Origin of the sequence: Phenylobacterium sp., assembly GCF_041691455.1 — a bacterium.
Classification (GTDB): Bacteria; Pseudomonadota; Alphaproteobacteria; order Caulobacterales; family Caulobacteraceae; genus Phenylobacterium.
The window spans coordinates 343,025-363,283 of record NZ_JBEPUO010000001.1 but is presented as its reverse complement, the minus strand read 5'-3'; the positions used below and the strand labels follow the sequence as shown (position 1 = coordinate 363,283).

Annotated in this window: 17 protein-coding genes and 1 tRNA gene; 7 read left to right on the top strand and 11 right to left on the bottom strand. The window is 69.9% G+C overall.

Going from position 1 to position 20,259, the window contains the following annotated elements; translation table 11 throughout:
* The 4 genes from ACESMY_RS01920 to gyrB form a co-directional block, all read right to left on the bottom strand.
* The gene (locus ACESMY_RS01920) at positions 1-2,253 is read right to left on the bottom strand and encodes a TonB-dependent receptor (RefSeq protein ID WP_372781611.1); all 2,253 of its coding nucleotides are present in this window, start codon (positions 2,251-2,253) and stop codon (positions 1-3) included.
* Between the two features lie 156 nt (positions 2,254-2,409).
* Positions 2,410-2,889 (bottom strand): DUF2269 family protein, encoded by a 480-nt coding sequence (locus tag ACESMY_RS01915; RefSeq protein ID WP_372781609.1) that lies wholly within the window; start codon positions 2,887-2,889, stop codon positions 2,410-2,412.
* Positions 2,889-4,181 carry an SDR family oxidoreductase gene (locus tag ACESMY_RS01910; protein ID WP_372781607.1) on the bottom strand — a complete coding sequence of 431 codons (1,293 nt, stop codon included), beginning with the start codon at positions 4,179-4,181 and terminating at the stop codon, positions 2,889-2,891. Before ACESMY_RS01910 ends, ACESMY_RS01915 begins: the two co-directional genes overlap by 1 nt.
* 11 nt (positions 4,182-4,192) lie before the next feature.
* Positions 4,193-6,694, bottom strand: a complete 2,502-nt coding sequence (gene gyrB, locus ACESMY_RS01905; RefSeq protein ID WP_372781606.1) for a DNA topoisomerase (ATP-hydrolyzing) subunit B — start codon at positions 6,692-6,694, stop codon at positions 4,193-4,195.
* 196 nt (positions 6,695-6,890) lie between these two features.
* Between gyrB and ACESMY_RS01900 the strand changes: the two genes are divergently transcribed.
* A complete protein-coding gene (locus ACESMY_RS01900; RefSeq protein WP_372781604.1) occupies positions 6,891-8,522 on the top strand; it encodes a TonB family protein in 1,632 nt (543 codons plus the stop codon).
* Here the strand turns inward: ACESMY_RS01900 and recF are convergent.
* Entirely contained in the window at positions 8,474-9,604 is a 1,131-nt protein-coding gene (gene recF / locus ACESMY_RS01895) for a DNA replication/repair protein RecF (protein ID WP_372782280.1), read from the bottom strand. The genes ACESMY_RS01900 and recF overlap by 49 nt on opposite strands.
* A 72-nt stretch (positions 9,605-9,676) precedes the next feature.
* Positions 9,677-10,243, bottom strand: coding sequence for a metallophosphoesterase family protein (locus tag ACESMY_RS01890; RefSeq protein WP_372781602.1), 567 nt, complete (start codon positions 10,241-10,243; stop codon positions 9,677-9,679).
* A 126-nt stretch (positions 10,244-10,369) separates the two neighbouring features.
* Here ACESMY_RS01890 and ACESMY_RS01885 point away from each other — a divergent pair, with 126 nt between their 5' ends.
* From ACESMY_RS01885 to ACESMY_RS01875, 3 genes are read left to right on the top strand one after another with little or no spacing between them, the layout of a single operon-like run.
* Complete coding sequence (locus tag ACESMY_RS01885) at positions 10,370-11,179, top strand: isocitrate lyase/phosphoenolpyruvate mutase family protein (protein ID WP_372781600.1); 810 nt, start codon at positions 10,370-10,372, stop codon at positions 11,177-11,179.
* A gap of 51 nt (positions 11,180-11,230) precedes the next feature.
* A complete protein-coding gene (polA, locus tag ACESMY_RS01880; RefSeq protein ID WP_372781598.1) occupies positions 11,231-14,104 on the top strand; it encodes a DNA polymerase I in 2,874 nt (957 codons plus the stop codon).
* 51 nt (positions 14,105-14,155) lie between these two features.
* A complete protein-coding gene (locus ACESMY_RS01875) occupies positions 14,156-15,037 on the top strand; it encodes a DUF1206 domain-containing protein (protein WP_372781596.1) in 882 nt (293 codons plus the stop codon).
* Here ACESMY_RS01875 and ACESMY_RS01870 read toward each other — a convergent pair.
* The 4 genes from ACESMY_RS01870 to ACESMY_RS01855 all read right to left on the bottom strand — a co-directional run bounded on the left by ACESMY_RS01870 (position 15,034) and on the right by ACESMY_RS01855 (position 17,291).
* Complete coding sequence (locus ACESMY_RS01870) at positions 15,034-15,435, bottom strand: GtrA family protein (RefSeq protein WP_372781594.1); 402 nt, start codon at positions 15,433-15,435, stop codon at positions 15,034-15,036. The genes ACESMY_RS01875 and ACESMY_RS01870 overlap by 4 nt on opposite strands.
* Positions 15,428-16,123, bottom strand: coding sequence for a trans-aconitate 2-methyltransferase (locus tag ACESMY_RS01865; RefSeq protein WP_372781592.1), 696 nt, complete (start codon positions 16,121-16,123; stop codon positions 15,428-15,430). The genes ACESMY_RS01870 and ACESMY_RS01865 overlap by 8 nt, the downstream gene beginning before the upstream one ends.
* Positions 16,123-17,157 carry a glycosyltransferase family 2 protein gene (locus tag ACESMY_RS01860; RefSeq protein ID WP_372781590.1) on the bottom strand — a complete coding sequence of 345 codons (1,035 nt, stop codon included), beginning with the start codon at positions 17,155-17,157 and terminating at the stop codon, positions 16,123-16,125. The genes ACESMY_RS01865 and ACESMY_RS01860 overlap by 1 nt, the downstream gene beginning before the upstream one ends.
* A 58-nt stretch (positions 17,158-17,215) precedes the next feature.
* Positions 17,216-17,291 (bottom strand) — tRNA-Ala (locus tag ACESMY_RS01855).
* 129 nt (positions 17,292-17,420) lie between these two features.
* Here ACESMY_RS01855 and ACESMY_RS01850 point away from each other — a divergent pair.
* Together ACESMY_RS01850 and ACESMY_RS01845 are read left to right on the top strand one after the other, a co-directional pair.
* Positions 17,421-17,735, top strand: coding sequence for a YggT family protein (locus ACESMY_RS01850; RefSeq protein WP_372781588.1), 315 nt, complete (start codon positions 17,421-17,423; stop codon positions 17,733-17,735).
* A gap of 43 nt (positions 17,736-17,778) precedes the next feature.
* Entirely contained in the window at positions 17,779-18,534 is a 756-nt protein-coding gene (locus ACESMY_RS01845) for an NAD-dependent deacetylase (protein ID WP_372781586.1), read from the top strand.
* 16 nt (positions 18,535-18,550) lie between these two features.
* On the opposite strand, the gene ACESMY_RS01840 is transcribed toward ACESMY_RS01845, so the two are convergent.
* Positions 18,551-18,988 (bottom strand): hypothetical protein, encoded by a 438-nt coding sequence (locus tag ACESMY_RS01840; RefSeq protein ID WP_372781584.1) that lies wholly within the window; start codon positions 18,986-18,988, stop codon positions 18,551-18,553.
* 289 nt (positions 18,989-19,277) lie between these two features.
* On the opposite strand from ACESMY_RS01840, the gene ACESMY_RS01835 reads away from it, so the two are divergent.
* Positions 19,278-20,249 carry a toll/interleukin-1 receptor domain-containing protein gene (locus tag ACESMY_RS01835; protein WP_372781582.1) on the top strand — a complete coding sequence of 324 codons (972 nt, stop codon included), beginning with the start codon at positions 19,278-19,280 and terminating at the stop codon, positions 20,247-20,249.
* The last annotated feature ends 10 nt before the right edge of the window (positions 20,250-20,259 follow it).

The following is a 20,259-nucleotide window of genomic DNA, read 5'->3' as shown; positions in this document are numbered from 1 at the left end:
CTAGAACTTCGCCTTCATCTCGACGCCCCAGGTCCGGGGATCGTTGACGAAGCCGGTCAGGTTGTCGAAGTCGATCGCCCCTTCGAGCGAGATGTGGTTGGTGATGTTGCGGCCGAACAGCGCCACCTCCCAGGCCTCGCCGGGCGCGCGATAGCCGACGCGCAAGCCGCCTTCCAGCAGGTAGCGGCCCTGGAACTCCTTGCTCTCGTAGAGCAGGAAATTGACCTTCGAGCGGTAGGCCCAGTCGGTGAAGGCGAAGAGCTCGCCGCTGGCCAGCGGGATCGAATAGCCCGCGGTCGCATTGGCCACCCACTCCGGGGCGTTCGGCAGCGGGTTGCCGTTGATGTTCACGGTTCCGGGGAGCGCGCCGGGCGGGTCGATGACCGTGCAGGGCGCGCCGCAGGGCTGGGTCGCCAGGTTCGGGTCCTTGATCTCGGTGTGGTTGTAGGAAAGGCCGGCGGTCAGGTTCAGCCGGTCGACGGGCGTCGCCTCGCCGTTGATCTCGAAGCCGTAGCCGTCGGCGTGCTTGGCGTTGATCAGCCGGTTGAAGTTGGCGCCGCCGCCCACCGCGGTGAGCTGCAGGTTCGAGACCCGGTAGTAGAAGACGTCGGCGTCGAGACGCAGCCGGCGGTCGAAGAAGTTCCCCTTCGCGCCCGCTTCGTAGGACATGTTGGTCTCCTTGGAGGCGACCGAGATGGTGTCGCCGAACAGCAGCCGGCCCTGGATCGACGGGGCGCGGTAGCCCTTGGCCAGGCGGGCGTAGAGGTTGATGTCCTTGTCGATGGCGTAGGTGGTGTTGAGGTTGAAGCTCACCTCGTCGCTCGAAGGGCTGGCCCGCTCGACGGCGGTGGCCGGGGCGCCGAAGGGCGAGATCAGCCGCTGGGCCAGGAAGTCCTTCTTGTCATTGGAATAGCGAAGGCCGCCGCCCAGCTTCCAGGCGTCGGTCATCGCATAGTCGGCGTTGCCGAACAGCGCCCAGGAGGTGGTCTTCTGGTGTTGGTAGGCGAAGCCGTCCTGGGCGCCGCCGGCCAGGGTGTTGAAGTCGAAGCTGTCGATCTTGACGTCTTCGAAGAAGTAGAAGGCGCCCACGGTATAGGTGAGCGCGTCGTGGGTTCCGGCGACCCGCAGCTCCTCGCTCCACTGGGCGTGGTAGGGCAGGCCGTCGGCGCTTTCCGACGGGAACGGGATGATCCCGGGGCCCGACGGCGGGGCGAAGACCGCGCCGAAGCCGCCGTCGATATCCCCGCGGCTCAGCACCTTGGCGTGCTCGTAGGCGGTGATCGAGGTCAGGGCGGGCCCGCCCAGGTCATAGGTCATCTTCAGGTTGGCGCCGCTGATCTCCACCTTCTGCAGCGAGCGGCCCTGAGCGTCCTGGGCGATCTTCTCCGGGTCGAAGCCGTCGACCAGCTTGTCGGTCCCCGGCTGGATGATGTTGGCGCGGAAGATCTGCGGCGTGCCGTCCAGATGCATGTAGTGGGCGCCGAGGAGGGCGCTGAACCGGTCGTTGGGGGTGAACAGCAGCTGGCCGCGAAGGGCGTATTCGTCGTAGCCGCCGGTGGCGTTGTTCTGGCGGGTGAAGGTGTTGTCGATCCAGTCGTTGCGGTGCTGGTAGAGCGCCGAGACGCGGCCCGAGAGCATGTCGGCGACGATCGGTCCGCCGACCGCCGCTTCCAGATTGACCGTGCCGTAGGTGGCGTAGGAGGCCTGCGCATAGCCGCCGAAGGTCTGGCTGGGCTTGACGGAATCGAACTTCAGCACGCCGGCCGGGGTGTTGCGTCCGAAGAGCGTGCCCTGCGGCCCGCGCAGCACTTCCACCTGGTCGATGTCGAACAGCGGCAGGCCCTTCAGGATCGGGTTCTCCAGGACCACCTCGTCATAGACGAAGCTGACCGGCTGGGAGGCGTTGAGGTCGAAGTCGGTGTTGCCGAGACCGCGGATGTAGGGGCGCGGGAAGGTGCGGCCGAAACTCGACTCCAGGACCAGGCTGGGGACCCGCGCGGAGAGCACGCGGATGTCGCCGCCCGAAGAGCGGATCACGTCCAGCTTGTCGCCGCTGATGGCGGTCAGCGACTCGGGCACGTCATTGATGTTCTCGGACCGCTTCTGGGCGGTGACGATGACCTCGCCGACGACCGAGACGGACGCGGGCGCGTCCGCGGCGAACGCCGGAACGGCGAAGGCGCCCGCAAGCAGCGCGGCGGCCACGGCGGAGGTCGCGACGAGCGCCGTACGGCGTGAATTGGCAACGGTCATAGGAGGGCCCCTTCTCGATTGCGGACGCCGATTCGGCGGCGAACGCTCAGGGGGACCGTAACCACGCCGACACAAAACCGTCTTGCGCGGACACGCATAAATAGTATCCGGCGGCGATCCGTGACCAAAAAGCCATCATGGCTCCTGAGCGCGACCTCAGGGCCAGGCGATCGCCGGACGTGTCAGCATCAGCCAGACGATCGCCAGCACCGAGGCGAAGGCCGGGAAACCGAACGCGAACCAGATACGGAAGAGTTGATCGAAACGCCGCGGCAGCGGCTCGTTTCGCAGCGCCGACGCCCGCGCCAAGTCGCGCAGCTGGACCTGAATCCAGACGACCGGCAGCCAGAAGGCGCCGGTGACCACATAGAGCGCCAGAGACAGCGCGATCCATCCGCGGGTGACCGGCCAGCCCAAGGCGTGCGCCAACAGCGCGCCGGTGACCGGCTGGAGCACGACAGCCGTGGCGGTGAACAGGAGATCGCCCAGGATGACGGTATCGGCGACATGGGCGATCAGTTCCGGCCGCCGCGTCCGCACGGCCATCACCATGAAGAACGCGATGCCGGCCCCCGTCCCCAGAAGCACGGTCGCCCCGATCACATGCAGCCAGCGAAGCCCGTCGATCCAGAGCATCAACGTTCGTCCAGAATGGCCAGAGCGACGAAGGTCAGCACAAGCGCCGGCAGGACCTTCACAAGCGGTCCGAGCGGATCGAGCCAAAGGTCGGGCGCCAGCATCGACCCGCCGGCGACATAGAGGAGGCTGAGGACGGCCATACCCCTCAGCGCCCACCTGGCCAACGGGCGAAACAGAAGCGCGGCGCCCAGACCAACGTCCGCCAAGGCGCCGGTCAGCACCGCCAGGCGGGCGAGATCCTCCGGCACGGAGCGTCGGGTCAGGACAGCCGCGGCCTCTGCGTGATGAGCCAAGCCTATCATCCCCGAGGCCAGCCAGAAGGCGGCGAGCCCGCCGAGGATCAGCGGCTTGAGCAGCCAGAGGCGGGCGAACCATCTCTCCTGGGCTCCCGCGGGCATCGCCGCCAGCATCTCGGGCAAGGTCTTGAGGGTGTGGCCCAGGTAATGTTCCGCGCCTCCGCCGCCCAGCACGCCCTGCTTCATGACCGCCATAGCGGTGGAGCGCAGCGGCGAACGCCACCCCAGCCAGCCCAGCACATCTGCGCCGATCGCGGTGAGGCCTGCGACAAAATCCGGAAGCGCCACGACCGGAGCGGGAGGCAGGCCCAGCCAACCGCGCAGGAGTTGGACCGTTTCCGCGAGCGACCGCGTCGGCGCTTCCGCGAGCTCCACGCTGGCGCCGGCGTCTATGCGCCCGGCGACGGCGGCCGCCACGGCGTCGGCCACATCGCCGATCCACACCGTCCGCACGGGACTGCGCGACAGGACGAGGGGAAGCACCACTGGAAACGCCGCAAGGCCGCGCAGCAACGCCGTCCCGCCATAGGCCCCGGGCGAGATCACCAGCGCGGGCCGAAGGATGACATGCTCAAGGCCGCTCGCGCACAGAGCGGCGTCGGCTCGCGCCTTGGTGCTGAAGAACCTCAGCGGGGAGTCCAGTGTCGCGCCAACCGCCGAAATCTGGACAATGCGGCGCACGGCGGCCGGCTTGGCGGCGTCATAGAGCGCCTTCATCGACCGATCTTGGACCGCCGTCAGGTCGTCGCTAAGGCCTTGCTGAAGCGCCCCAGCAGCGTTCACCACAACCTCGACGCCCTTCAGAATCGGACGCCAGGCCTGAGGCGTTGTCAGCCGCGAGAGGTCGGCTTGTCGCCACGCAACTATTGGCCAGCGCCGTTCGGCCATAGCCGTATCGCGGCCAAGGCCGATAACTTCGAGGCCGTCGGCGGCCAGCCGCTCGACGATCGCCGAGCCTATGAGGCCGTATCCGCCGAGGACGAGGACGGCCATTCAGCTGGCCCCTAGACGTCGACCTCGGCGTCGAGGGCGTTTTCCTGGATGAACTCGCGGCGCGGCTCGACCAGGTCGCCCATCAGGCGGGTGAACATGTCGTCGGCGTCGTCGGCGTGGGTGACCTTGACCTGCAAGAGGGTGCGGGCGTCGGCGTCGAGCGTGGTCTCCCAGAGCTGGTCGGCGTTCATTTCGCCGAGGCCCTTGTAGCGCTGGATGGCGAGGCCCTTGCGGCCGTTGTCCATCACCGCGTTGACCAGGTCGATGGGCCCACGGACCACGGTCGCCTTGTCCCGACGGGTGTAGGTCGCCCGACCGGAGAAGATCTCGGCCAGCTCCTTGGAGCGTTCCGCCAGGCGCCTGGCGTCGGCGGCGTGCAGCAGCAGTTCGTCCAGCACGATGCGCTCGGAGACGCCGCGCTTCACGCGGGAGAAGACGAAGCTGTTGGCCTCGCCGGCGACGCCGGTCCAGGCGCCGTCGCCTTCCTCGGCGTAGAGGTCGAGCCGCGCGGCGGCCTTCGCCGGATCGCCGCCGGGCGCCAGCAGGCCGGCCAGCGCCGACTGCTCGATCGCGAAGGCCGGCGCGCGCGCGGCGAGCCGCTCGACGTTGGCCTTGGCGCCGCGCGCGGTCTGGACCATGGCCAGGAGGTCGGCGCCGGTGATCCGCTCGCCGTTGGACAGGTCGAGCGTGGCCCCATCGACGCCCTCGTCGATCAGGTAGATCTCGAGCTCCGCGTCGTCCTTCAGGTAGCGGACCGACTTGCCCTTCGACGCCTTATAGAGCGGCGGCTGGGCGATATAGAGGTAGCCGCGGTCGATCACCTCCTTCATCTGCCGATAGAAGAAGGTGAGCAGCAGGGTGCGGATGTGGGCGCCGTCGACGTCGGCGTCGGTCATCAGGACGATCTTGTGGTAGCGGATCTTCTCGATATCGAAGTCCTCGCTGCCGATCCCGGCGCCCAGCGCGGTGATCAGGGTGCCGATCTGCTCGGACCCCAGCATCTTGTCGAACCGGGCGCGCTCGACGTTGAGAATCTTGCCCCTGAGCGGCAGGATCGCCTGGTTGTCGCGGTTGCGGGCCTGCTTGGCCGAGCCGCCGGCGGAATCGCCCTCGACGATGAAGATCTCCGACTTGGCCGGGTCCTTCTCCGCGCAGTCGGCGAGCTTGCCGGGCAGGGATGAGATATCGAGCGCCGACTTGCGCCGGGTAAGCTCGCGGGCCTTGCGGGCCGCCTCGCGGGCTGCGGCGGCCTCGGCGATCTTCTGCACGATCAGGCGGGCTTCGTTGGGGTGCTCCTCGAACCAGGAGCCGAGCCCCTCGCCGACCAGGCCTTCGACGGCCGGACGGACTTCGGAGGAGACCAGCTTGTCCTTGGTCTGCGACGAGAACTTGGGATCGGGCACCTTGACCGAGAGCACGCAGGTCAGGCCTTCGCGGGCGTCTTCGCCGCCGACCGAGACCTTCTCGCGCTTGGCCGCGCCGGAGCTTTCCGCATAGCCGGTGATGATCCGGGTGAGCGCCGAGCGGAACGCCGCCAGGTGGGTGCCGCCGTCGCGCTGCGGGATGTTGTTCGTGAAGCAGAGCACGTTCTCGTGGTAGCCGTCGTTCCACCAGAGCGAGAGGTCGATCTCGACGTTCTCGCGCTTGCCGCGGATGACGATCGGGGCCTTGAGCAGCGGGGTCTTGGCCTTGTCCAGGTGGCGCACGAAGGCCTCGACGCCGCCTTCGTAGTGCATGACCTCCTCGAAGGGCTCGGCCCCGCGCAGGTCCCGCAGCCAGATGGTCACGCCGGAGTTCAGGAAGGCGAGCTCGCGCAGGCGATGCTCGAGCGTGTGCAGGTCGAACTCGATGAAGGCGAAGGTCTGCAGCGACGGCAGGAAGGTGACCTCGGTGCCCGACAGCGGCTGGCCGTTCTCGCGCATCGGGGCGTCGCCGGTCTCGACCAGCGGCGAGACGGAATCGCCGTGGCGGAACTCCATCTCGTAGGACTTGCCGCCGCGATAGATCTTCAGCTTGAGGAATTCGGAGAGCGCGTTGACCACCGAGACGCCGACGCCGTGCAGCCCGCCGGAAACCTTGTAAGAGTTCTGGTCGAATTTCCCGCCGGCGTGCAGCTGGGTCATGATGACCTCGGCCGCCGAGATGCCCTCACCCTCGTGGATGTCGACCGGGATGCCGCGGCCGTCGTCGGTGACGGTGACCGAGCCGTCGGCGTTGAGGATCACCTCCACCCGCGTCGCCCAGCCGGCCAGGGTCTCGTCGATGGCGTTGTCGACCACCTCGTAGACCATGTGGTGCAGGCCCGAGCCGTCGTCGGTGTCGCCGATGTACATGCCCGGCCGCTTGCGCACGGCGTCCAGGCCCTTCAGGACCTTGATGCTCTCCGCGCCATAGTCGTCCTGGCCGTTGTTTTCAGGCGTCGGGCCCTGGCCATGAGAAGACTCGGGGCCATGAGAAGACTCGGGGCCATGAGAAGAATTGGGGCCGTGGGGATCGTCGTTCTCTTCGCTCATTTTTCGTCCAGTTGCGGGGCGCTGAAGATGCGCCCGCGGCGCTCTTTTCCCACCAGGCGGGCGCGGCGCGCGGAGCCCTGGCGGAGATCCCTTCTAATATAGGGTTTCGCGCTGATTCTGCATCCTTTTGCGGCGTTTCAGCGGCTTGGCGCGGGGCCTGGGCGCGGTAGAGTGGCGGCCTGGCTGGGGAGCAGGCATGAGACGGCTGGAAATAGTCCTCGCGGCGAGCCTTTTGGCGCTGGCCGGAGCGGGTCGCGGATGGGCCGCCGCGCCTACAGTGATCACAAACCCGGACTGGCTCGCCAAGCCGACCGGCGAGGCCTTCGCCAACGCCTATCCGCCGACCGCGGTGAAGCTGACCATGCCCGGGCGCGCGATCATCGCCTGCGGCATCGACGAGGCCGGACGGCTACAGGACTGCGCGGTCGTGTCGGAGGCGCCGCAGGGGCTGGGCTTCGGCCAGGCGGCGCTGTCGCTAGCTGGCGGCTTCCTGATGCGCCCGATGACCGTGAACGGCCAACCGATCGCCGGCGGCAGGGTGAGGATACCGATCCGCTTCGTCCTGCCGCCCGGCGCGCCGCCTTTCCAGCCGCCGCCGCCCACCTCCTCGCGCGCCCTGGCGCTGGCGCAGGAGCTTATGCAGGCCACCAAAATGGCCGACGCCCCTAACGCCTACTTCGACTATCTCGCCCGGGACATGGACGACATCGACAAGCCGGACCTTTCGCCGGAGGCCCGCGGAGCCATCGCCGCGGCCTTGCGCGCGAGCTATCCGAAACGCGTCGAGGAGGCCGTGGACCGCCAAGCGGCCCTCTATGCGGGCGTCTTCGACGCGACCCAGCTGGAAACCCTGCTGAGATTCCAGCGCAGCCCCGCCGGCGTCGCCCTGAACGCGCAGACCGGCGGGCCGCAGGCGATCCTGGCCGGCGAGTTCCGGCGGCGCGCCTTGCGGATTGCTCAAGCCGACTTCTGCTCGACCCACACCTGCCTGTCGACCGCGCTGCCCGTTCTGCCGGCCACGTCGGTCGACATTCCCCAACCGGAGTGGGCCCACACGCCGACCTTGCCGCAGGTCTGGCTGGCGCGGCCGGACCTGGCCAAGGCGCTGAACCTGCCGGGCGAGGTCCGCCTCGTCTGCGTGGTCGTGGCCCAGGGCGCGGTGGCCCAATGCCGGGTCGATGCAGAGCGGCCCACGGGGCTCGGCCTGGGCACGGCGGCGCGCTCGCTGGCGCCCTACTACCGCCTCGGGATGGCGGGGCCGCAGACCGGCAAGACCGTCGCGGTGATGGTCGGGATCCCGGCGTCGGAGAGCGAGGTCGCTGTCTCGCCGTCAGGGACAGGCGCGCAGCCCTTTGCCGGCGTGCCACCGCGCTCGCCGGAGTCGCTGGTTTTGGCGCGGGCCCTGGTCGCGGCGATGGACACCGGCCAGATGGACCTAGCATCCCTGCAGAAGCAGGGCGCCGCGGGCCAGCCGCCGCCGGTCGGGGTCACCCGCGACGAGGCCGACGCGGTCATCGACGTGATGGGAAGGGCCAGCCGGGAAGCCCGGGCGCAGATCGTGGAGCTGCAAGCCGCGCTCCTGACCGTGCGCCTCACCGACGCCGAGCTGACGGAAGCCACCCGGTCCTGGCGCAGCCCGCTCGGCGCGGCCTTGCGGACCAACGCCGCGATCCTGGCCTATGGCGCCCAGCGGATCGGCGCGGAGGCGATCATCCGCACCTGGGCCGACGCGGGGCGCGTGTTCTGCGAGGGCCGCGATTGTCCCGGGGCGCCCGGCCTTCAGCCGGCGAGCGGCGCCAGCGCGGCGCCTTCGACCCGGACGCCCTGAGCGCGGCCCTTCAGGGTCTCGAACAGCTGCTCGTCGGTGCCGGTGAGGAAGGCCTGCAGGCCGAGCGCCTCGATCTCGTCGAACAGGGCGCCCCGCCTACGGCTGTCGAGGTGGGCGGCGACCTCGTCGAGCAGCAGGATCGGGCGGGGCGAACCCTCGGCGCGGGCCAACCGGGCCGCCTGGGCCAGCACCAGATTCAGGATCAGCGCCTTCTGTTCGCCGGTCGAGCACTCGGCCGCCGGGCGGTCCTTTTCGACGTGGATCACGGCCAGGTCCCCGCGGTGCGGGCCGGTCAGCGCCCGACCGGCGGCGGCGTCGCGGGGCCGCGCCTCGGCAAGCGCGCGGGCCAGCCTGGCCTCGATGTCGGCGATCTCGGCGCCCGCGGCGGCCATCTGCTCCCACTCGCCGGTGAGCGACAGCCGAGCCTGGGGGAAGGGCCGCTCGCCCCGGCCGTCGATCTCGGCCTGCAGGGCGGCGAGCGTCGTGGCCCGCGCCTCGGCCATCAGGGCGCCCGCCTCGGCCAGCCGGGCTTCCAGCGCATCGAGCCAGGCGGCGTCCGGGACGCCCTCATCGGTCAGGAGGCGCATCCGCTCGCGCTGGGCCCGCTCATAGGCCTGGGCGTGGGCCGCGTGGCGCGGGATGGCGGCGAACACCAGCCGGTCGAAGAACCGCCGCCGGTCGGCAGCGCCCTCCAAGAAGAGGCGATCCTGGGCCGGGGTCAGCCAGACCTGGCGCAGGTGCTCGGCGAGCCGGCCGGGCGGCAGGGTCTCGCCCGAAATCCGCACCGTGCGCCGCGCCGCGCCGGCCAGCTCCACCCCGGTGCCGAGCTGGGTCTCCTCACCGTCGGACGAAACCACCGCGGAGACCGCCCAGGCGCGCCCCTGCGCCTCGCCCGGCAGGCGGCGGCCGACCTCGGCCAGGCTCGACCCGCGCAAGCCGCGGCCCGGCGTGAACAGGCTGACGGCTTCCAGGAGGTTGGTCTTGCCCGCCCCGTTCGGCCCGACCAGGTAGACCGGCCGCCCATCCAGCACGAGGTCGGCCCGCGCATAGGAGCGGAAGTCGGTCAGGGTCAGGCGGGCCAATGTCTGGCGAGAGGGGGCCGTGGCGGTCACGGCGGGGTTCTACAGGGTTTCGCGGGCGCGCGCGAAGCGCGGCTAGGAAACGGTGACGAGCTGGTATTCCGCCACGCCGTCGACCGCCGAGAGCCTCAGGAAGGTCGCGGGAAATCCTTCCGCCGGCAGGACCGCGCTGCCGGGGTTCAAGGCGATCCCCGCCGCCCAGTTCGCGATTTCCCCCTTGTGGGTGCTGGCGTGGAGCAGCAGGCCCACCTCCCGGCCGAACAAGCGGCGGGCGGCCGCGTCGAAATCCGGCGCGGCGACGAACGGGTCCGACGAGGTCGCCAGGCCCGCCGCTTTTGCATCGAAGACGCAACCGGCGAAAAGGCCGCCGCCCATATCGATGACCAGGCTCTGGGCGGCGGTCCGCAGGTCGTCGGAATCGTCGGCCCCGCGGACTCCGATCACCGGGGCGATCTCGGCGAGCTGGTTGAGGCCGGCGGCTTCGCCCATGTCGCCGAGCGCGACGATCAGGTCGCTGTCCGCCAGGGCGTCGAACAGGGCTTCTGGAAACGCCGGACCGCCGCCCGGATGGATGTGGCAATCGGCCAGGACGGCGACAATCTCGCCGTCGAAGACCCAGTCTCTGCGCGAAGGACTGCTCACGGCCAAGCCTCCCGAGACGGGGAGCTTGCCACCGGTCCGCTCCGCCGTCGACGTCCGGTTTCCGCCAGCGGTTGTCACAGCGCGCGGGCTACCTACGTCTACAGCCGAAGCCAACCGGAGGGACCCATGGACCAGAAGACCAAGGCCGAGACGTTCGGCGCGCTGCACAAGGGCGGCGACATCCTGATCCTGCCCAACGCCTGGGACGCGGCCAGCGCCGCGGTGATGGAGGACGCCGGGGCCAAGGCGGTCGCCACCTCCTCGGCCGCGGTCGCCTGGGCCCACGGCTATCCCGACGGCGACACCCTGCCGCTGGAGAAATTGCTGTTCACCGTCGAGACGGTGGCTCGCGTCGTGAACGTGCCGGTTACCGCCGATATCGAAGGCGGCTATACCGACGACCTCGGGGTGCTGGCCGACAACGTCAAGGCGGTGATCGGGGCCGGCGCGGTGGGCGTCAACCTTGAGGATGGGGCCCGCGATCCCGAACTGCATGCGCGCAAGATCGCCGCCGCGCGCCAGGCGGCCGAAAGCGCCGGGGTGGCGCTGTTCATCAATGCGCGCATCGACGTCTATCTGAAGCGGCTGGCCGAGGGCGACGCCGCGGAGGCCGACACCGTGCGCCGCGCCGGCCTCTACGCCGACGCCGGCGCCAGCGGCATCTTCGTCCCCGGGGCGGCGGAGGACGCGCTGATCGGGCGGCTGACGAAAGCCATCGCCCTGCCGGTCAACATCATGCTGTGGCCGGGCCTTTCGGGCGCGGCCAGCCTGCAGGCGCTGGGCGTGCGTCGGGTCAGCTCGGGCGGGGCGCCGTTCCGGGCGGCCTATTCGCGGCTGGCCAAGGCGATCGCCGCCTACCTGCAGGACGGCAAGCCCGAGGCCTTCGCCAACGATCCCGACGGGCTGGGCAACCTGAACAAGCGGTTCGGGGGATGACGGCCCTTTGGGGGAGATGACCTCGGCGCTTCCCGAGCCTATCTTCGCGGCATGACCGATACGCTCGACGCCGCCCCGCAGACCCTGGACGAGATCCCCCGCGCGCCGACGCAGGACGGGCCCAATGTCAGGCTCTATCTGATCGACGGCTCGGGCTTCATCTTCCGGGCCTTCCATGCCCTGCCGCCGCTGACCCGCAAGTCCGACGGCCTGCCGGTGGGCGCGGTGGCGGGCTTCTGCAACATGCTGTGGAAGCTGCTCGTGGACATGAAGGCCTCCGAGGAGGCGCCGACCCACCTGGCGGTCATCTTCGACCATTCCGAGAGCACGTTCCGCAACAAGCTCTACGACCAGTACAAGGCCCACCGGCCGCCGCCGCCCGAGGACCTGGTCCCGCAGTTCCCGCTGGTGCGCGACGCGACCAAGGCGTTCGGCGTGCCCTGCATCGAACTGCCCGGCTACGAGGCCGACGACCTGATCGCGGCCTACGCCTGCAAGGTGCGCGACGCCGGGGGCGAGGTGGTGATCGTCTCCTCCGACAAGGACCTGATGCAGCTGGTCGGGCCCAAGGTCTCGATGCTCGACACCATGAAGACCCCGAACCTGGTGATCCGCGCCGAGCAGGTGTTCGACAAGTTCGGGGTGACGCCGGACAAGGTGGTCGATGTCCAGGCCCTCTGCGGCGACAGTGTCGACAATGTGCCGGGCGCGCCGGGCATCGGGGTCAAGACCGCCTCGGCCCTGATCAACGAATACGGCGACCTCGACACGCTGTTGGCCCGCGCCTCGGAGATCAAGCAGGACAAGCGCCGCCAGACCCTGATCGACTTCGCCGACCAGATCCGCCTGTCGCGCCAGCTGGTGCAGCTCGACTGCGACACCCCGCTCCCCTCGCCGATCGACGAGCTGGGCGTCGAGGAGCCCAAGGCCGAGACCCTGGCGGCCTTCCTCGAGATGATGGAGTTCCGCACGCTCGCGCGGCGGGTGGCGGAAGCGCAGGGTGGCCCGCCGGCCGCGACGCCGACGCCCGCGGCCGGCAAGACGCTCGAAGCGCCCAGGCACGGCGCCATCGACATCAACGCCTACGAATGCGTCCGCGACCTCGCCACGTTGGACGGCTGGATCGCGCGGGCCTTCGCCAAGGGCCTGGTAGCCTTCGACACCGAGACCGACGCGCTGTCGGCCTCCAGCGCCAACCTCTGCGGCGTCTCGCTGGCGACCGCGCCGGGCGAGGCCTGCTACATCCCGGTCGGCCACGCCCACGAGCACGAGGGCGGGCTGGAGCTCGAGGCCCCGGCCGAGCTCAACCAGATCCCCCTGGACGACGTCATCGCGCGGCTGAAGCCGCTCCTGGAATCGCCGGCGGTGTTGAAGGTCGCCCAGAACGGCAAGTACGACCTCGCCGTCCTGCAGCGCCATGGGATCGGCGTCGGGCCGATGGACGACACCATGCTGATCGCCTTCGCGCTCGAGGGAGGGCTGCACAAGAGCTACGGCATGGACGAGCTTTCCAAGCGCCTGCTTGACCATGAGCCGATCAGCTTCAAGACGGTGGCCGGGGCCGGCAAGGCGCAGAAGAGCTTCAAGCACGTCGAGCTCACCGCCGCGACCTGCTACGCGGCCGAGGACGCCGACGTCACCTTGCGGATCTACGAGCACCTGCGGCCGCGCCTGTCGCGTGAGCATCTGCTGACGGTCTACGAGACCCTCGAGCGGCCGATGCCGAAGGTGCTGGTCGAGATGGAGCTGGCCGGCGTCAAGGTCGACCCGGACCGGCTGCGCCAGCTCTCCAACGACTTCTCGGTGCGGATGGGCGAGCTGGAGCTTGAGGCCCACCGCGTCGCCGGCCGGCCGTTCAACCTGGGCTCGCCCAAGCAGATCGGCGACCTGCTGTTCAACGAGATGGGCCTGGCCTCGGGCCGGACCACCGCCACGGGCGCGGCGTCCACCGACGCCTCGATGCTGGAGGACCTGGCGGCCCAGGGCCACGAGCTGCCGCGCATCCTCCTGGACTGGCGCCAGCTCTCCAAGCTGAAGGGCACCTACACCGACAACCTGGTGGCGGCGATCGACCCGAAGACCGGCCGGGTGCACACTTCCTACTCGCTGGCGGCGGCGACCACCGGGCGCCTCGCCTCGTCGGACCCCAACCTGCAGAACATCCCGGTCCGCACCGAGGAAGGCCGCAAGATCCGCAAGGCCTTCATCGCCGAGCCTGGCCATGTGCTGATCAGCGCCGACTATTCGCAGATCGAGCTGCGGCTGCTGGCCCACATCGGCGACATCCCGCAGCTGAAGAAGGCCTTCGCCGAGGGGATCGACATCCACGCGCTGACGGCCTCGGAGATGTTCGGGGTGCCGGTCGAGGGCATGCCCCCCGAGACGCGCAGGCGGGCCAAGGCGATCAACTTCGGCATCGTCTACGGCATCTCGGCCTTCGGGCTCGCCAATCAGCTGTCGATCCCGCGCGAGGAGGCCGGCGCCTACATCAAGACCTACTTCGAGCGGTTCCCCGGCATCCGGACCTACATGGACCGCATGCAGCGCCAGGTGCGGTCCGAAGGGTTCGTCACCACCATCTTCGGCCGCAAGGTCTTCATCCCCGCCGCGCAGGGCAAGTCGCCGGCCGAGCGGGCCTTCGGCGACCGCGCGGCGATCAACGCCCCGATCCAAGGCGCCGCGGCCGACGTGATCCGCCGCGCCATGGTGCGGATGCCGGCGGCGCTGCGCGAGGCGGGGCTGAAGGCCCGGATGCTGCTGCAGGTGCACGACGAGCTGATCTTCGAGGCGCCGGAGGCCGAGTCCGAGGCGGTGATCGCCGTCGCCAGGCGGATCATGGAGAAGGCCCCGGAGCCGGCGGTCTCGCTCTCGGTGCCGCTGGTGGTCGACGCCCGGGCGGCGAGCAACTGGGACGACGCGCACTGACTGCGCGGAACAGGGCGCGCCAGGCCGCGTTGCCACGGTGAAGGTTGCTAGATGACCGCTCCGCTGAACGCCGCCCATTCGAATCCCATCGGCCGTCTGCTGGCGCGGTTCCCGGCCGCGCCGTGGGCCAGCCTCGCCGAGCTGGTCGCGCGCCTCGGCTATGTGGCGCGGGGCAGCGTCTACCTGGCCGTCGGCGCCGTGGCCTTGCTGGCGGCGCTCGGCCTGACACCGCACGCCACCGGGGCGCTCGGCGCGCTGGAGGCCTGGGGCGAGTGGCCGCTTGGCGTCGTCATCCTCTGGCTGATCGGGCTGGGCCTCTATGGCTTCGCCGGCTGGCGGGCCCTGCAGTCGGTCTTCGACGTCGACCGACAGGGCGCGACCGCCAAGGGGGTGGCGGCCCGCGCCGGCCAGGCGGTGAGCGGCCTGGTCTATGGCGGTCTCGCCGTCTCGGTGTTCGGCCTGCTACACGCGGTCCACCACCTGGCCCGGGACAGCGAGCACGCCGAGATGATCCGCACGGTGGACAAGGTGCTCACCTTCCCGCTCGGCAACCTGCTGGTGATCGCCGCCGGCCTGTTCATCCTGGCGGCGGGGATCGGCAACATCGTGCGCGCGGTCCTGAGCCACTTCGGCCGGACGCTGGATTGCGACGTCGAGGTCGCCCGCTGGGCCGGGACCATCGCGCGGATCGGCTATTTCGCGCGCGGGGTCGCGCTCGCGCCGGTGGGACTGTTCATGGCCCGGGCCGGGCTGCACGCCCGCGCCGTGGAGGCGCACGGGGTCGGGGGCGCGCTGGAGGCCCTGCACCGCCAGCCGATGGGCGGCCTGCTGATGAGCCTTGTCGCGCTCGGCCTGATGGCCTTCGGCGTCTTCGCCTTCCTGGAGGCGGTCTTCCGGCCGATCCGCGCCGCGGCGCGGCTGCACGGCGACTAGGCGGCCCGGAACACCCAGTAGCGGCCGAGCAGGAACGTCGCGAGCGTGTAGGTCGCCATGCCGGCGAGCTGGGCGGCGAGATGCGGCGCGGCGCCCGGACCCAGCACCGCCCCCGCCGCGCGCAGGACCAGCTGGTTGAGCCCGAACGCCGCGGCGACCGCCGCCAGGTATTTCAGTCCCGTGGGGCCAAGCGCCCCGCCGTGGCGGAAGACGAAGCCGCGGTTCAGCGCGAACCCCACCGGCACGCCCACCAGGTAGCCCGCCGCGTTGGCGAGCGGCGGGGCGACATGCAGGCCGGCGTCGAGGGCGGCGATCACCGCGAAGCCCAACCCCGTGCTGACCAGGCCCGCCAGGCCGAAGCGCGCGGCCTGGCCGGCGGCGGCTTTCAGGTCAGCCATGGGCCAAGGTGTAGTACTGCGCGCCGATCGGCACCGCGGTCATCCACCGCTCCAGGGGTCGGAGCGCGGCGAGCGCGCCCGGGAAGAAGCCGGTGTAGGCCGTCTCGACGCCCCGGAAGCCGGCGCGGGCCTGGCGGCGGCGCATCTCGGCGGCGGGGATCAGGACAGCGTTCTCGTCGAACTCGCAGGTGTCGACGATGTGGCGGGTCACCGGGTTGACCGGGTTGTGCTCAAAGATCGCCATCCGGCCGTTAGGCGTCAACAGGGCCTTGAGCTGGCCGAACAGGTCGACGTGCCGGTCGGCCGGGATGTGGTGGAAGACGCAGGCCGAGAAGATCAGGTCGAAGCTCTTCTCCGGAAGAGGAATGCGGTCTCCGTCGTAGCGCAGCGCGGTCGCCACGCCGGGGAACCGCCGCTCGGCGATGCCCAGGCTCTTTTCGGAGACGTCGAGGCCGGTGATCGCCGCGCCCGGAAAGACCTCGGCCAGATGCGGCCAGGCGTTGCCGATCCCAGCGCCGAAATCGAGGATCGCGGCCGGCTCGGCGAGGCCAAGCTGCGTCCAGCGCCTGCGCAGCACCTCGGCCTTGGCGCGGGCGAAGTAGTCGGGGTCCTCGCCGCTGATCTTCAGGTTCTGGGCGTGGGTCGCCAGATATTCGTCGGCGAACTTGTCGAACTCGGCGGGGTCCATCAGCCGGCCCACCTGCGCGGCGTCTTCGCGCGCGCCGCCGGGGGGTGTTTCGCGGGCGCGCGCCCCGCCGGAGAGGCCGGGGCCTGGGTGGCGATCTCGTCGATCAGGAAGAGGGGGCGGCCCTTCAGCTGCATATAGGTGCGCCCGACATAGGCCCCGATGATCGCCAGGCAGCCCAACTGGGAGATGCCGAAGAACACCATGATCAGCGCCAGGCTGGTCCAGCCCGGTTGGACGCTGCCGGTGAAGAAGCCGATCAGGGCGTAGATCAGGATGCCGGCGGCGATGAAGATGCCGACCGTCGCCAGCACCAGGGCGGCCTTCAGCGGTGCGGTCGAGAAGCTGGTCACCCCGTTGACCGCCAGCCGCAACATCTTGCGCAGCGTATAGCCGGTCTCGCCGGCATGGCGCGGATCGCGGTCGTAGAGCAGCTCGGCCTGGGCGCCGCCCAGCCAGGCGACCATGCCGCGCAGATAGCGGTCGTGCTCCGGCATGGCGTTGAGGCGATCGACGATCCGCCGCGACATCAGCCGGAAATCGCCGGTGTCGACGGGGATATCCACCTCCGACAGCCGGCCGAGCAGCCGGTAGAACATCGCTGCGGTCGCCACCTTGAAGCGGCTCTCGTCGGTGCGCGTGCGGCGGCGGCCGTAGACCACGTCATAGCCCTCATCCATCCGCGCCATCATGTCGGGGAGGAGCTCGGGCGGGTCCTGCAGGTCGGCGTCGATGATCAGCACGCGCGCGCCGCGCGAAAGGCTGAGGCCCGCGGTCACCGCCAGCTGATGGCCGTGGTTGCGCGTGAGGTTGATCCCGACCACTGCCGGGTGGCGTGCGGTCAGGCCGCGGATGACCTCCCAGGTCGCATCGCGGGAGCCGTCGTTGACCAGCACCAGCTCATAGGAGCCCCTGGCCACAGCTTGCGCGGCGGCCATCATCCGCTCGACGAACAGCGGCAGGCCCTGGGCTTCGTTGAAGCAGGGCACGACGACGCTGAGCGCGAGACGGCCGGTTTTCGTCGGGCGGGACGGCATGGCCTATGATTGCCCCCGTTCGGCGAGACGGCGCAACGGTGCGGTGTTCAGGGGTTCCTGGTGGAGCCGAGGGGAATCGAACCCCTGACCTCCTCATTGCGAACGAGGCGCTCTACCATCTGAGCTACGGCCCCAGGAAGGCGCGGAATAACCCTTTTGAGCCGGGCTCTGTCAAGCCACGCCCACGCAAACCCTTGTTTGCGGATCGACTTGTCAGGGCGGCAAACGAGGTTAGACAGGCGTGCAGCACACTGGGACGGGCGATGGCGACAATCATCATCTTCATTTTCGCGATTATCGGGCCGCTGCTGAACCTGCTGTGGTTCGCGATCATCGCCAGCGCGGTGATGTCGTGGCTGGTGGCGTTCGAGGTGATCAACCTGCGCAATCCGCTGGTCTACAACGTCTCGCGGTTCCTCGACGCGATCACCCGGCCATTCCTCAGGCCCGTGCAGCGGATCATCCCGACCCTGGGCGGCATCGACATCAGCCCGATCATCGTGATCCTGATCATCGGCGCCCTGCTGCAGGTGCTGCCGAGGATCGAAGGCGCGCTGCTCGGACTGGTCGGCGGCTGACACCCTCTGGCTTCAACCGCCAGCCTTGCGCCAGGATGAGGTCATGTCCCCCGGACCCACCAGGACCGACCTCGGCCGGCTGATCGCCGACGCCCGCCGCATGGTGGTGTTCACCGGCGCCGGCATCTCGACCGAGTCCGGCATTCCCGACTTCCGCAGCCCGGGCGGGGTGTGGAGCCGGATGAAGCCGATCTACTTCCAGGACTTCGTCTCCGACCCGGCCAAGCGCCGCGAGGCCTGGGAGCGGGCGTTCTCGGGCCGCGCCGGCTGGGTCGGCCGCGAGCCCAACGCCGGCCACCACGCGGTGGCGCGGCTGGTGGCGCGGGGCACGGTCAGCGCGGTGATCACCCAGAACGTCGACAACCTGCATCAGGACAGCGGCGTCCCGGCCGACCAGGTGATCGAGCTGCACGGCAACGCCAGCTACGCCAAATGCCTGGACTGCGGCGAGCGCCACGAGCTGGAAGAGCTGAAGGACAGCTTCCTGAAGGCGGGCGAGATCCCCTACTGCCGGCGCTGCGGGGGGCTCGTCAAAACCGCCACCATCTCCTTCGGCCAGGCCATGCCCGCCGAGCCCATGGCGCGCGCCGAGGCCGCGACCTTGGACTGCGACGTCTTCCTGGTGCTGGGCTCATCGCTGGTGGTGCATCCGGCGGCCGGATTCCCGCTGCTCGCCAAGCGGAACGGGGCGCGGCTGGCGATCGTCAACCGCGAGCCCACCGACCTCGACGGCTTCGCCGACCTCGTGCTGCATGACGAGATCGGCCCGGCGCTGACCGCCGCGGCGCCGGCCAACTAGCCGTCCGGAGCTCCGCTTATTTAGGAGGCGGTGCGGGCAGGGCGGAGGTCGGGGTGGGCGGCGGCGTGTTGACGGGCCCGGAGAAGCTCGCCTGGGCCGACTGCAGCGACGAGGCGGCCTGTTGCACGAGGGCGGCGCAGCGCTTGGCTTCGGCCTGCAGGTCCGCGGGGCCCATGCGGGCGACCTCGGTCTTCAGGGCTGACGTCAGGTCCATGCCCGGCGCGCGGGCGCTGATCCGGCCTTCGAAGAAGTAGACGCCGAGCGTGGCGGCCTGCTGGTTCGCCTTGTTCGAGGCGAGCGCGCCCATGGTGAGCAGGCACCTGACGTCGCCGGTCACGCCGGTGGTCAGGCCGCCGCCGGCGGCGGGCGCACGGGCAGGGGCTTTCTGGGCGATGGCGGGGGACGCGGCGGCGAGCAGCACGACGGCGGCCAAGACCTTCGACAACGTTTTCATGTGACACCTCGACTGGCCCGGTCTCGCCGGGCCTGGCTTAAACGCTTGGCCGCGCCTTTCGGGCGGCATGACATTTCGGGGGAATGACACGCTTTGACGCCGATGTCGTCCGGCCTCGTGCGCCGCGCGAGTAACCGGCCGCCGCGAAAATCATCGGCGGCCGGTCGCAAAGCTTTGCTTTAGGTCGTTAACCATTTCAACACACTCAAATGGAGAATCGGCTTGCTTGCCACTGACCTTAACAGATACTGAACAAACGCGGTTTTTCGGGTTTCAGGGCACAGGGGCAATGAGCGCCAGTATCTTCATCAGCTTCGCGTCGCAGGACCACCGGGTCGCGATGACGCTGTGCCAGGCGCTGGAGAGCCGCGGCTTCAAGTGCTGGATCTCCGGGCGCGACATCCAGCCCGGCGAGAACTTCCAGGTGGCCATCGTGCGGGCCATCCGCCAGGCGAAGATCATGCTGCTGGTGTTCACCGCCAACTCCAACAACTCCGAAGAGATGAACAAGGAGCTGGCGCTGGCCAGCCAGAGCAAGCTCATCGTGGTGCCGCTGCGCATCGAGGACGTCACGCCCAACGACGCCTTCGCCTATGAGTTCGCGACCCGCCAGTGGATCGACTTCTTCGCCGACTGGGAGTTCGCGATCGAGCAGCTCGCCCAGCGGATCGGCAGCGCCACGCGCGACATGGCGCCCGAGCCGCCGCTCGTCGAGGCCAGCCCGCCGCAGCCGTTGCCCGCCCCGGCGCCGGCGGTTGAAGCCGCCGACGGCGAAGGCCCCGCGCTGGCGCTGGCGCGCCGCTTCAAGCTCCCGCGCCGTCCGCCCCGGGTAGGCGCGTCGGAGGCCGAGACAGCTCCGGCCGAGGAATCCCGCACCTTCGAGGCGGCCGAGACTCTCGCCGCTGCCGATGCCGACGACGCCATCGAGACGCCCGAGGCGGCCGTCATCGCCGGCGCGCGGCCGCGCCGGACCGCGCTCTATGTCGGCCTGTCGATCGCCGCCCTCGCCGTCGTGGCCATCGGCCTGGCGACGCCCAGCCTGATGCGGTCGAAGAGCGCCGCGGCCCAGCCGCGCGCGATGACCGCGCTGCTGCCCAGCGCTCCCCCGTCGGCGCTGCAGAAGGTCTCCACCGATGCGGCGGCGGCGCCCGCCCCGGCCGTGGACCCCGCAGCGGCGGCCGCCGCCGATCCGGCGCCGGTGAAGGTCGCCAGGAAGAAGAAGCCCAAGGCCGTCGAAGCGGCTGACGACGTCCCGTACTGAGCCGGTCCGG